This is a genomic window from Microcystis sp. 0824 (assembly GCF_003112475.1).
Taxonomy (GTDB): Bacteria; Cyanobacteriota; Cyanobacteriia; order Cyanobacteriales; family Microcystaceae; genus Microcystis; species Microcystis aeruginosa_C.
Genome location: NZ_BDSM01000004.1, coordinates 33,302 through 46,194 on the forward strand (window position 1 = coordinate 33,302; position 12,893 = coordinate 46,194).

The 12,893-nt window shown below is 45.3% G+C and carries 9 protein-coding genes and 1 pseudogene; 4 read left to right on the top strand and 6 right to left on the bottom strand.

Features of this window, described 5'->3' with window-relative positions; genetic code table 11:
- Positions 1–296 precede the first annotated feature (296 nt).
- Complete coding sequence (locus tag N0824_RS01545; protein ID WP_108935439.1) at positions 297–839, bottom strand: peroxiredoxin; 543 nt, start codon at positions 837–839, stop codon at positions 297–299.
- A gap of 393 nt (positions 840–1,232) precedes the next feature.
- Between N0824_RS01545 and aroA the strand changes: the two genes are divergently transcribed.
- A complete protein-coding gene (aroA, locus tag N0824_RS01550; protein WP_108935440.1) occupies positions 1,233–2,573 on the top strand; it encodes a 3-phosphoshikimate 1-carboxyvinyltransferase in 1,341 nt (446 codons plus the stop codon).
- Positions 2,574–2,768: 195 nt separating this feature from the next.
- Positions 2,769–4,484 (top strand): ABC transporter ATP-binding protein, encoded by a 1,716-nt coding sequence (locus N0824_RS01555; RefSeq protein WP_108935441.1) that lies wholly within the window; start codon positions 2,769–2,771, stop codon positions 4,482–4,484.
- Positions 4,485–4,492: 8 nt separating this feature from the next.
- Here the strand turns inward: N0824_RS01555 and purF are convergent, their stop codons facing one another.
- Together purF and purL are read right to left on the bottom strand one after the other, a co-directional pair.
- The gene (gene purF / locus N0824_RS01560) at positions 4,493–5,956 is read right to left on the bottom strand and encodes an amidophosphoribosyltransferase (RefSeq protein WP_108935442.1); all 1,464 of its coding nucleotides are present in this window, start codon (positions 5,954–5,956) and stop codon (positions 4,493–4,495) included.
- 137 nt (positions 5,957–6,093) lie between these two features.
- Positions 6,094–8,364: a phosphoribosylformylglycinamidine synthase subunit PurL gene (gene purL, locus N0824_RS01565; RefSeq protein ID WP_108935443.1), complete on the bottom strand. Its 2,271-nt coding sequence runs from the start codon at positions 8,362–8,364 to the stop codon at positions 6,094–6,096.
- A 127-nt stretch (positions 8,365–8,491) separates the two neighbouring features.
- Between purL and N0824_RS01570 the strand changes: the two genes are divergently transcribed.
- Positions 8,492–9,004, top strand: coding sequence for a DUF29 domain-containing protein (locus N0824_RS01570; protein ID WP_233256334.1), 513 nt, complete (start codon positions 8,492–8,494; stop codon positions 9,002–9,004).
- Positions 9,005–9,080: 76 nt separating this feature from the next.
- Positions 9,081–9,395, top strand: a pseudogene (locus N0824_RS01575) (Rpn family recombination-promoting nuclease/putative transposase); the annotation flags it as partial.
- 653 nt (positions 9,396–10,048) lie between these two features.
- Here the strand turns inward: N0824_RS01575 and N0824_RS01580 are convergent.
- From N0824_RS01580 to N0824_RS01590, 3 genes are all read right to left on the bottom strand, one after another.
- A complete protein-coding gene (locus tag N0824_RS01580) occupies positions 10,049–12,040 on the bottom strand; it encodes a formylglycine-generating enzyme family protein (protein WP_108935444.1) in 1,992 nt (663 codons plus the stop codon).
- Positions 12,041–12,137: 97 nt separating this feature from the next.
- The gene (locus N0824_RS01585; RefSeq protein WP_072927660.1) at positions 12,138–12,380 is read right to left on the bottom strand and encodes a type II toxin-antitoxin system HicA family toxin; all 243 of its coding nucleotides are present in this window, start codon (positions 12,378–12,380) and stop codon (positions 12,138–12,140) included.
- A complete protein-coding gene (locus N0824_RS01590) occupies positions 12,373–12,609 on the bottom strand; it encodes a type II toxin-antitoxin system HicB family antitoxin (RefSeq protein ID WP_002753114.1) in 237 nt (78 codons plus the stop codon). The genes N0824_RS01585 and N0824_RS01590 overlap by 8 nt, the downstream gene beginning before the upstream one ends.
- Positions 12,610–12,893 lie beyond the last annotated feature (284 nt).

The window sequence follows — 12,893 nt, forward strand, 5'->3', positions numbered from 1 at the left end:
TGAAAATCTCGTTAACCTTGTTTGTTGTGGTCTCCTTGCTGTTAGGTTTTCTTCCTCACACTTTAGCGGTTAATAGTCAAGATAACCATTTTGACCGTTCCTCTTCGCCGCTAATTTTACAAAACCGTGACTGTAAGGGTGATAAGGACGATAATTGCAATTAGTCCTGATTATCTCGGTTAAGGTTGTTAGTCTATATCCCCCACCGATGAAAAAATCGTGGTCGGGATTTTTTTTATCTCATCGGCTGCAGATAGCTTTTATCAAGATAATTTCTAGATTCAAGACCAATTATCTCAAGAAGTCGCCTGTAATTCCTCTAAACGTGCTAAAACTTCGGCACTGTGAATGGCAGGATTTACCCCTAAATAAATCTCTTTTAAAATCCCTTGCGGATCGATAAGATAGGTATGACGCAGGGAAACATAACCCATCCAAGAACCATAGGCTTTACTAACATCTCCGGTAGTATCTGCCAGTAAGGGAAATTTTAACCCCTCCGAGTCGCAAAATTCCGCATGAGAATCGACATCATCGGCACTTACCCCTAAAACTTGCGTATTTTTAGCCATATATTTCGGCAAATCCTGCTGAAAACGCCGCGCTTCTAGGGTACAGCCGGGGGTAAAATCCTTGGGATAAAAATACAAAACTACCCACTTACCCCGATAATCCGATAGGGAAATATTCCCTTCTCCCGTGTTAGTCGGTAGGGTAAAATCGGGTGCCGGTTGATTTAAAGGGGGTTGGGGGCCACCTAAAGCGTTAGCATCGGGAATAATGGCAAAAAATGCCAGAATTACTACGCTTAAAAAACTCAACAGTTGACGACGAGACATAATCAGTTATCAGTTATCAGTTATCAGTTATCAGTTATCAGTTATCAGTTATCAGTTATCAGTTATAGTCATTTCAACTAAGATTGAGAATATCAATGCCAGAGTTCATAAGGGTTTAACTGGTCTATAGCGGTTTTCGCATCTGTGTGGCACACTTAAACCTTTGCTGATTAAGCTGTTCAGGATCGGGAATGTACCTCTTGTGAATCAGAAACGCTATAGATTGTATCAGACTTATCTGAAATGATTATAGCAGTCATTTTAGTAAAAAATCCTAGGGTTAGGGGACAAGGGGTTATGCTTCTAGCTTAATATTCTTTACATAACTTGACAAGGAAAGGGCGAGGTAAAGAGGGAAAATAGATCGAGCTTGTCTTCATCTGCCTAACGATCATGTCTATTGTCACCCTTAACCCCCTTCAATCCCATCAAGATTTAGTCATCGATCCAGCCAAAATCACGGGATTACGGGGAAAAATCACCATCCCAGGCGATAAATCCATATCCCATCGCTCCCTGATGTTAGGGGCGATCGCCGAAGGGGAAACCGTTATTCATGGGTTATTATTGGGCGAAGATCCCCGCAGTACCGCTAGTTGTTTTCGTGCCATGGGTGTGGAAATTTCCCAACTCAACAGCGAGAAAGTGATCGTCAAAGGTAGGGGTTTAGGCAATCTTGAGGAACCTTTAGAAATCCTCGACGCGGGCAATTCCGGCACGACGATCCGCTTAATGTTAGGATTATTGGCCGGTCATCGGGACCGTTTTTTTGTCGTTACCGGTGATGCTTCCCTGCGATCGCGTCCCATGTCCAGGGTGGTGAAACCCCTCAAAGAAATGGGGGCGCAAATTTGGGGCAGAAAAGCCAATTCTTTGGCTCCTTTAGCCGTTTCTGGGGAATCTCTGCAACCGATCCACTACTATTCTCCCGTCGCTTCTGCACAGGTGAAATCCTGTCTTCTCCTCGCAGGACTGTTAACGGAGGGGAAAACCACAATCACGGAACCCGCTTTATCTCGCGATCACAGTGAACGGATGCTGCGCGCTTTTGGGGCAAATATTGAGGTGGATGGGGAGACTAATAGCGTCACGGTGACGGGTTATCCCACTTTAACTGGACAAACGGTGATTGTACCGGGAGATATCAGTTCGGCGGCCTTTTGGTTGGTAGCGGGGGCAATCGTGCCTAATTCCGAGTTATTAATCGAAAATGTGGGAATAAACCCGACTAGAACCGGAGTTTTACAGGTTTTACAGGCAATGGGAGCAGATATCACCCTCGAAAATCAACGGGTGGTGACGGGGGAACCGGTGGCGGATCTGCGGGTGAAATCCAGTCCACTACAGGCAACCACGATCGCCGGTGAGATTATACCCCGTCTGATCGATGAAATTCCGATTTTGGCAGTAGCGGCGGTTTTTGCCCAAGGAACGACAATTATCAAGGATGCCGAGGAATTACGGGTGAAGGAAAGCGATCGCCTGACGGTGATGGCCACCCAACTCGATCGCCTAGGGGCAAAAGTAAGGGAATTACCCGATGGTTTAGAGATTACCGGCGGTACGGGCCTAGTCGGCACGGAAGTGGACAGTTTTACCGATCATCGCATTGCCATGAGTCTAGCGATCGCTGCCCTCAATTCCCGTCAACCCACCACTATCCATCGCGCTGAAGCGGCCGGCATTTCCTACCCCGATTTTGTTAGCACCTTACAGCAAATTTGTCAAGAGTAGAAATATTAAGTTTTTCTGCGAGTGGGTGAGAGGTAACTGGTACAATTGCAGGATAAATCACAGAGTAGTGGGCCACCTGTGTGATAATCGAGTTCATCGATCGAAATAGCGGAAAATAGAAGCGTCCCTCATTCAAATTTCCCTGAAAAATATCTCCCTATCTACTCCACTCCCGTCTTCTATTCCCCACCGATAATGGAAATCATCGCCCAATTAGAGAAAGTTTCCTATATTTATCCCGAATCCTCCAATCTAGTGCTTAAAAATATCTCTTTAGCAATTCATCGAGGAGAATTTTTAGGTATTATCGGGCCCACAGGTGCAGGAAAAACTACTCTCTGTTTAACTCTTAACGGTATTGTCCCCCAATTTTACGGAGGGCGTTTTTTTGGTTATGCAACAGTAGCCGGTTTAGATACTTTAACCCATCCCGTTAGCACCTTGGCCCGCTATGTGGGGGCAGTATTTGAAGATCCCGAAACGCAACTTTTAGCCACTTCGATAGAAAATGAAATCGCTTTTACCTTAGAAAATTTACGGCTACCGCGAGAGGAAATTAAAGCGCGTATTCCCAAAGTTTTAGCGGCAGTCCGGTTAGAGGGAATGGAAAAAAAATCCCCGGGGGAATTATCAGGAGGACAAAAACAACGATTAGCGATCGCCGCTGCCCTCGCAGTTCAGCCCGCTTTGTTAATTCTCGATGAACCTACCTCCCAACTGGATCCGGTGGGATCCCAGGAAGTTTTCGCCACCATTAAGGAATTAAATCGCCATCTCGGTGTCACTATTGTGATGGTCTCCCACGCGGCCGAGGAAATGGCCGAATATGCCGATCGCCTGGTACTATTAAGGGAGGGTGCGATCGAAGCCATGGGAACCCCAGCAGAGATCTACTCCCAAGTACAACGTTTACAGGAAAATGCCCTGCGTCCCCCGCAAGTGGCCACTACTTTTGCCTTGATCAAGCAGAAAATCGGGGCGATTGAGTCCATTCCTGTCACCCTAGACCGCGGTTTTGCCCGTTTAAACGAGCTTAAGTCCTTTTACCATCAAATAACACCAAACCCTCCCTTATCGTCGGTTTCTGACCCCTTAAACCCCATACTGAGGGTAAAAAATCTCTGCCATACCTATCCCGATGGTACTACCGCTTTGCGGGATGTGTCCCTCGATATTGCTGAAGGGGAATATCTGCTGATTATCGGTCAAAATGGCGCAGGAAAAAGCACTTTAGTCAAGCATTTTCTCAATCTTCTCTCGGCAACCACCGGTCAAGTTATGATTGACGGACGTTCAATCAATAGCTTTTCTGTCAGTGATTTAGCTCGTTCGATCGGTTATGTAGCCCAAAATCCCGATAATCAGATTTTTAACACCACTGTCGAGAAAGAAGTATCATTTGCCCTGACTAATCTCGGTTATTCTCCAGAAATCGTCACCCAACGCACGGAAGCAAGTCTAGAAGCCATGGGATTGCTAGAATATCGCTCCTATCATCCTCTCTCCTTACCGAAAGGCGATCGAGCGCGGGTAGTGATTGCGGCAATTTTAGCCATGGAACCGCGTATAGTGGTCTTTGATGAACCCACCACCGGCCAAGATTACCAAGGGGCTAAGGCAATTTTAGAGGTGAGTCGTCAATTACACCAGATGGGCAAAACGGTGATTGTGATCACCCATCATCTCTATTTAATGCCAGAATACGCCGAAAGAGTAATTATTATGGGTCAAGGAACTATCCTTTTAGATGCCCCAATCCGGCAAGCTTATCATCAAACCGATCTCTTAGCCAAAACCTATCTAACTCCACCCCAAGCAGTTTTATTAGCACAAAAATTAGGACAACTTTCTGGTTATCCTAATTCTCTTTTAACCCCCCAAGAAATTGCCGATTGTTTTCAGAGGATTTAGCCTTGAGGCTATTTAACTGTTTCTAAGATCAACTTCGATCGCTTAACATTATCAGGTACAGGAATCGGATAATCGCCATTAAAACAGGCAGTACAGAAGGTTTTCGGATCTTCCTTCGTTGCTGTTAACATTCCATCTTGACTGAGATAAGCTAAACTCTCCACCCCGATTTGTGCCTGAATTTGCGCCACCGATTTAGTTGCCGCAATTAACTGCTCTTGATTGTCCGTATCAATGCCATAAAAACAGGGATGAGTCACCGGAGGAGAAGATATTCTCATGTGAACTTCTCTTGCTCCAGCATCGCGTAAAGCTTTAACTAATTTCCGGCTAGTGGTTCCCCGCACGATCGAATCATCAACAATAATAACTCTTTTTCCCTGTAAAACATCCTTTAAAGGATTCAATTTCATCTTAATCCCCGACTCCCTCATGTGTTGGGTTGGTTGAATAAAAGTCCGTCCCACATAACGATTTTTAATCAATCCTTCCGCGTAGGGAATATCAGAAATGCGCGAAAATCCGATCGCAGCCGGAATACCCGAATCGGGAACTCCCATCACCATATCTGCTTCTACCGGCGACTCTTTAGCTAATTGTTCCCCCAAACGTACCCGATAAGTATATAAAGATTCCTCGTGAACAATGCTATCGGGACGAGCAAAATAAATCATCTCGAAAACGCATAATTTTTTCTCCGGTTTCATGGCCCAATCCACCGAAGATAAGCCATCTTCACTAATCCAAACTAATTCCCCCGGCTGCACATCCCGCAGATAATCGGCCCCAATAATATCTAATCCGCAGGTTTCCGAAGCCAAAACATAACGGGAGGGATTGCCTTCTTCTTGCAAAACCCCAATTACTAACGGTCTGACACCATTGGGATCCCGCGCCCCGATAATTCCCGTCGGTGTGCCGATAACAAGGCTGTAAGCCCCGCTACAATAGCTAAAGGCATCGATCGCCGCTTGTATCCAATCCTTGCCACTATCCACCTCCTGACCGATAGCGACGGCGATCATTTCCGAGTCGGTGGTGGTGACGAAATCACAACCGCGCTTTTCTAATACATTTCTTAACTCAAAAGTATTGACTAAATTGCCGTTATGTGCTAAGGAAAGTTTACCCAAACGGGTTTCGATCACAGCAGGTTGGGCATTGGCGCGACGGCTAGAACCGGTGGTAGAGTAACGAGTATGACCGACGGCGTGAGTACCCGGCAAGGTTTTAAGGACAGTTTCGCTAAAAACTTGGGAAACTAAGCCCATTTCTTTGTAACAATGCACCGTTTCCCCGTCGTAGGTGGCAATACCTGCCGATTCCTGTCCTCGGTGTTGCAGGGCATAGAGTCCAAAATAGGTCAGTTTTGCTACTTCTTCCTCGGGGGCATAGAGTCCAAAAACTCCACAGGCTTCTTCAGGCTTATCGATACGATTCAGGGATAGATATGAGTCGAGATGGCTAGACATGGGAGGGTTGGGGCTGCAGAATACTTTGGTAACAAAATCTTAACCGATCTTAATCTTCTTTTAACGATTTATTGATCAGCTATCAGCCTTTATTTACCGATATAATCGGCCATCTTATCTAGCTGACGGCCTCAAGATTACAGCCTTCTTTCGATCGCTTTTGACCAAACTTGCTGTATAGTTTCTAGACTAACATCGATCGCCGGTTGTTTATCCCGGTCAAAAATCAGAAGATTATCGCTTTTTTCGCTAACTTTGCCGGTTATTTGCCAATAGTCTCCCAATTGTGTCTTTAGGTATTCTTCCCAATCTTGCTGATTTTCGGGGGAAACGGAGACGATAATGCAACTAGCTAACTCTCCGAATAACACCGCGTCAAAACGGCCTTGATGCTGCCAAGAAAGGTCAATTTCCGCCCCTAACTGCCCACTAATACAGCATTCTGCCAGAGCAGTGGCTAAACCTCCCTCGGCGCAATCGTGGGCAGATTTCACCCAACCGGCGCGAATTCCCCAACGACAGGCCGCTTGTACCTTTCTTTCTAACTCAAAATCAATTACCGGCGGTTTTCCCGTCACCAAACCGTGAATAACGGCTAAATATTCCGATGCGCCGATAGTTGGCAAGGAAAAACCCAAAAGATAGATTAAATCCCCCGCTTTTTGCCAACCTTGGCCGCAAATTTGCCCGATATCCGGCACTAATCCCACCATCCCAATCACGGGAGTGGGATAAATAGACTGGGGGCTGCCAGCTGCGTCAACGGTTTCGTTGTACAAAGAGACATTACCCCCAGTCACCGGTGTATTCATTTCCCGACAAGCTTCGGCAATCCCCTGACAAGCAGTGGCTAATTGCCAATAACCGATTGAATTCTCTGGACTTCCGAAATTGAGATTATCCGTGACAGCAATGGGGTCAGCCCCAACACAGCTAAGGTTTCTGGCCGCTTCCGCCACGGCCAACTTAGCTCCGTTATAGGGATCAAGATAAACGTATCGCGGATTACAATCTGTAGTCGCCGCTACACCTCGCCGAGAATTTGCGGGATTAGCACCCAGAGGACGCACGCGAATCACGGCCGCATCGGCCCCCCCGGGGAGAATAACGGTGTTATTCTGGACTTGATGATCATATTGACGATAAACCCAGCGTTTTGAGGCAATCGAGGGACTATCGAGCAGTTTTAATAAAATCTCGTTATGGGATTCGGGAATAGGAATAGTAGCATCTTCCCATAATTGAGCTTTTTGGGCGTATTCTGGCGGTTCTGTTAGTAATTCCCGATGATAAATCGGAGTATTATCCGCTAGGGCCGTGGCAGGAATTTCGGCGGCAATTTCCCCTTTAAATAATATACGGACGATCGGTTCTGCAATTACTTGGCCAGCGACCACAGCCTGAAGTCCCCAACGATGGAAAATCTCGATTAATTCGCCTTCTCGTCCCGATGCTGCCACAAATAACATTCTTTCTTGGGATTCCGACAGCAGATATTCGTAGGGGACCATCCCAGTTTCCCGGACGGGGATTTTATCGAGATCTAATTCAATTCCCACCCCTCCCTTGGCTGCCATCTCGGAAGTAGAACAGGTGATCCCGGCGGCCCCCATATCCTGGGCCGCCACCACCGCGCCGGTCTTAAATGCCTCTAAACAAGCTTCTATCAGGGATTTTTCCAGAAAAGGGTCGCCCACCTGCACCGCGGGCCGGTCATCCATAGATTTATCGGTTAATTCGGCACTGGCAAAACTCGCTCCTCCCATACCGTCGCGGCCGGTGGTAGAACCAACGTATAAAACCGGGTTTCCCAGGCCTTTTGCCCCAGATTTAACGATTTCCTCGGTTTCCATTAGCCCTAAAGCCATGGCATTAACGAGGGGATTGCCATTGTAGGCATTATCGAAGTATATCTCACCGCCCACCGTGGGAACGCCGACACTATTGCCATAATGACTTATTCCTTCCACGACTCCGGCAAAAATGCGATGATTGCGGGCATCTTGCAAGTTACCAAAACGGAGGGAGTTGAGGATAGCAATGGGCCGGGCCCCCATGGTAAAAATATCCCGCAGGATGCCTCCGACTCCGGTAGCGGCACCTTGGAACGGTTCCACCGCAGAAGGATGATTATGGGACTCGATTTTAAAGGCTAATCGCAATCCATCGCCTAAATCCACTACTCCGGCATTTTCCCCCGGTCCGACGAGAATTTTTTCGCCGGTGGTGGGGAATTGTTTGAGCAGCGGCCGGGAGTTTTTATAACAGCAGTGTTCCGACCACATCACGCCAAACATTCCTAATTCGGCTTTGTTGGGGTGTCTTCCCAGTCTTTTGACTATTTCTTCGTATTCTTCGGGTTTGATGCCTTCTGAGGCAATTTCTGCGGCAGTGAAGGGGGTAGTCATGGGACAATGCGATCGAGGGACAAGATTTATTGTATAACGTCTGATGAGATCGAGTTACAATGCTTAGTAAAAGACAAAAAAGTTAAAAAGGTTTGCGCCAGTCAAGTTAAGCTGAAGACATAGTTTTATGAGCAGTTGGAACGAAACTATGGCAGTAGAAACAGCTTTATCAATGAAAGCCTTATACGATCAGGATTTTGTTCTCTGGGCTTCAAAAACCGCCGAACTTTTAAAGCTAAAAAAGTTTGATGAGGTGGACTGGGAAAATCTGATCGAGGAAGTGGAGTGCATGGGGAAAAGTGACAGACGGGCTGTAGAAAGTTTATTAACCCGACTTATCGAACACCTGTTTAAGTTAGCTTATCACAAATCGGAACGGGAGCGAGAACGCAACGTCTGTCACTGGGTAGGAGAAATCGCCGGTTTCCGAACTCAACTAGGAGAGTGGCTAGAAACTACTACTCTCACCAACCACGCGCGGGATTATTTTCAAAAAGCCTACTCGAACGCTCGGAAAACTTTAATACAAGCGAAAGCAGTCACTCGCGACGCGATTCCTCTAGAGCCTCCTTTCTCCCTCGAACAGGTATTAGATGGGGAATGGTTCCCGATTGATATCGATCATTACTTCGACATATAAGGACAAAAAAAGTTAAAGATGAATATTAAAGTTATTGTTTGGCAAGAGGATGATTTATGGTGTGCCACCGTAAGTCAAACAACAGCAAGAACTTTTAGAATTGATAGAGACAATCTTGGTTTATAAGTTACCCCAAGTCAGTAGAAAGGAGATAGAAGCGATGTTTAGTTTAAGTGATTTAAAACAAACTAAAGTGTATCAGGAAGCTTTAGAAGAAGGTAGAGAGGAAGGTAGAGAGGAAGGTAGAGAGGAAGGCCGACAAGAAGGCGAATTAGCGGCAAAATTAGCCTCTATTCCTCGTTTATTGGCATTAGGATTGAACTTTGAACAGATAGCACAAGCTTTAGAATTAGAGATCGAACAGGTTAGACAAGCAACTCAAGGGGAATAGGAAAAGTTCAACGCGATCGCAATAAGGTTAGATAGCGTATCATGCTAAACTACTTTTGTACTATAGCAGAGAGACTAGCTGTATCATCATTAGAAATCTCCGAAAACGTAGGAACAATTTATGAATTGTACTCCGAAAATGTAGGGACAATTCATGATTTATACTCCAAAAATGTAGGGACAATTCATGATTTATACTCCAAAAATGTAGGGACAATTCATGATTTATACTCCAAAAATGTAGGGACAATTCATGATTTATACTCCAAAAATGTAGGGACAATTCATGATTTATACTCCAAAAATGTAGGGACAATTCATGATTTATACTCCAAAAATGTAGGGACAATTCATGAATTGTCCCTACCAAGGGTTTCAGGTTACGCATATTTAATTTTCGGAAATATCTATTCTCTATCATCTGGGATTATTGGCATATCTGTAATGATTTGATGGCATCGAACACAAGCCTTAACCCCTTGTTCCAAACGCCATCGACAGAAATTGAAAATCGAATCTTCTATGCAAACCCTAATTAAGTCTTCAACTGTTCATCTGAGATATTAACAGTAATGGAAGCCATTAAAAATCTCAAAAAAAATCGACCCGCCCTTAGGCGGGAGACAAAGGGCAAAAGAGCAAAAGAACAAAGGGTTATAGAGTCCTCCCAGCACCGCACACCACCCGAAAACCGTAGTTGATGAAGACATCGCGGCGGTAGTCGTAGTAGCGGTAAGCGGAACGGCAGAAAGACGGATTGATGAACCAAGAACCGCCCCGCACTATGTAATAATCATTATCGTTTATCAGCCAAGCACTGCCATCCCTTGGCGCATTCTCATAGGTATTATGCCAATTGTCTTCGCACCACTCCAAAACATTGCCACTCATGTCATAGAGTCCCCAAGCATTGGGCTTTTTCTGACCCACAGGATGAGTTGTCTTCTGAGAACTTCCGTCATACCAAGCGTAATCTCCTAACTGATTAGCATCATCACCGAAATAAAAGCGAGTAGTAGTCCCCGCACGACAGGCATATTCCCATTCCGCTTCCGTCGGTAGGCGATAGGTTTTCCCGGTTATTTGACTCAATTTCTTACAAAAGGCTTGAGCGTCCTCCCAACTAACCTGTTCTACTGGATTTTGCCGATTATTTTTAAACCGAGAGGGATTTTTTCCCATTACCGCTTGATATTGTGCCTGAGTCACTGGATATTTGCCAATCGCAAAACTGTTTAATTTAACTTGGTGTTGAGGCTTTTCGTTCTGGTAAGCATCGGGATCACTGTCAGGGGATCCCATAAGAAATTCACCTGCTGGTAAGCTCACCATCTCTAGTGTGACTCGATTGGGTAGGTTTTCGATAAATGAAGTTTTATTGTCTAGGGGTGTCTTTGGTTGAGCAGATTTAGATGCAATCATCCAATCTGATGAAGAAGAAGGGGTTTTATTGCCTAGGAGTGTCTCCAGTCGAAGAGGGGGAGGAATAGGAGAGTCACCGACGACAGAGGTGGTAAAATTCACGACTCTCTCGATTACATGGTTGTTGATGCTGGGTAGGTTTTCGGTAAATGGAGTTTTATTGCTTGGGGGTGTCTTTGGTTGGGAAGGGGGAGGAATAGGAGAGTCACCGACGACGGAGGTGCTAAAATTCCCGACTCTCTCGATTACATGGTTGTTGATGCGTTGAATGGCGGTTTCCAGTTCGATTTCCTCGTCGGGGATTTCCACTTCCGTCCATTGCCATCCTTCCTGCTCGGCTCGCTCTAATGCGATCGCTAAACGGCCGCGCTTTTCTTCGCTGGTGACGAGGAAATTGAGCAAACTAGCCGATAGATTCTCGTTTTTGCGGAAAGATACGGCCGATTCGGAACTGAGAATGTTTTGGACGAGGGATTCCACTTCGCTGACACTGCGGGAAAGTTCCCCGTCAATGGTCACTACTCGATCGATTAAGCCTTGAAACTGCCCGATAATTGGTTTTAGGTATTGTTCTAGATTAATGGCTACTTTGGCCATTTCGATCGCTTCTTTTTCCAGACTATCTAACTCCAGCTGCAACTGATACACTTGTTTGTACCCGTTCAACTCGCCGATCATTTTCGAGAAAACCTGTTTTTGTGTATCCTGATCTTCAGCTAATTTCTGGATACTTTCGCTGATTAGGTCGATTTTCTTGAGCATAAGCAAGCTGGCGCGACCAACAAGAATCACGGTGCGGAAAATCTGCTGTTTCTGTAGTCTCAGGGTATCTCGCAGGTCGGCCGAGCCGATGCTATTCTCCAAAGATTGGCGTTTTCGCTCTGTTTCTGCCAATTTCTGGCATTTAACCGCCACTGCCTCCTTGATTTCCTCGGTCAGTGACTGGAAAAACCGCCGGTATTCATCCTTATGGTCGGCGAGAAATCCGATTAACTGGTTATAATCCCCGACTAATCTTTCTAATTCTTGAAAAGTTTCCTCGAAATTGAGGGGTTCTTCTTTTTTACTTAATCCTAGCCATGTATGGCGGACCCGTTTTCCAGTTTTAATCAGTTGCTGTCTTTCTTGAATCTGATCCTGCAAAACCAATAAATCGGGGCGATTTAGTTGGGGAAGTTGATAGGTTTTCCGATAAAGCTTGATTTTTGCTGTTTCTTCTGCCATCGCCTTGGTCGCTGAGGGTGAGTTTTTTCTATTTTAGCCCGATTTTTTGATCATCAAATACTATCGGGATACGCCCCGAGCAACTACCTAACCTTTTCTATAAGTCATAGAAGTAAGGATAAAGCTCTGATTCTGGAATATATTGACTTGCTTGCCTAAAAATAGCGTAACAGGTTCCGGGATCAAGTTGCCGATGATTGGGAATAGTTAAAGTCTCCTTTCTCTCCGAGATGACACGACGCAATTTTATGTGACTTCCTCGTTGACTGTTAATAGTAAAACCAAATCGATCAAGAATTTTGATAATGTCTTTGCCGGATAGTTGTTTCAGCTTAGGCATATTCTGGCTGTAACTCAAATATAATCTGTAGAGAAGGTTTGGCAACTAGACCGAACTCCCTGGGGTCTTCTCCCTCTAAATGCAGTAAAATGGCTTCTTGGAGATTATTAACCACCTCATCTAAGGTATTTCCCTGGGTGACAATCGAAATTTCCACGCATTCACCTACATATCCTTGTTGTTCACCAGAACGAATAATTGCGGTAACTTTTGGACTTAATTTTGTCATAATTGCTCATGTTTATTTTTTGCTTATTTAGATTTATGGCAATCGAGCAAGGGACTGGTCATTGACCCATTCTAACTGACTTTTGGCTCTTCTAGGTTCTGTGTGATAAGTTTAATTGACATAGGATCGATCGATCTTTGTGTCCTTTGTGTCTTTGTGGTTCGTTCCACCCCCTCGCTCTTGAGAAATGTATCTTAGAATACATTTTACCCACCAAAGCTGGGAGAGCCGACTTTTCCCTAAGTTGTCAAATTCATCTAGTTTTCTAGAAATCTCGGCCAGAG

Bases quoted from the DNA above. Each gene is read 5' to 3' on its own strand.
- aroA (WP_108935440.1), top strand. From the start codon at position 1,233: ATGTCTATTGTCACCCTTAACCCCCTTCAATCCCATCAAGATTTAGTC.
- purL (WP_108935443.1), bottom strand. From the start codon at position 8,364: ATGACTACCCCCTTCACTGCCGCAGAAATTGCCTCAGAAGGCATCAAA.
- N0824_RS01570 (WP_233256334.1), top strand. From the start codon at position 8,492: ATGAGCAGTTGGAACGAAACTATGGCAGTAGAAACAGCTTTATCAATG.
- purF (WP_108935442.1), bottom strand. From the start codon at position 5,956: ATGTCTAGCCATCTCGACTCATATCTATCCCTGAATCGTATCGATAAG.
- N0824_RS01585 (WP_072927660.1), bottom strand. From the start codon at position 12,380: ATGCCTAAGCTGAAACAACTATCCGGCAAAGACATTATCAAAATTCTT.
- N0824_RS01545 (WP_108935439.1), bottom strand. From the start codon at position 839: ATGTCTCGTCGTCAACTGTTGAGTTTTTTAAGCGTAGTAATTCTGGCA.
- N0824_RS01580 (WP_108935444.1), bottom strand. From the start codon at position 12,040: ATGGCAGAAGAAACAGCAAAAATCAAGCTTTATCGGAAAACCTATCAA.
- N0824_RS01590 (WP_002753114.1), bottom strand. From the start codon at position 12,609: ATGACAAAATTAAGTCCAAAAGTTACCGCAATTATTCGTTCTGGTGAA.
- N0824_RS01555 (WP_108935441.1), top strand. From the start codon at position 2,769: ATGGAAATCATCGCCCAATTAGAGAAAGTTTCCTATATTTATCCCGAA.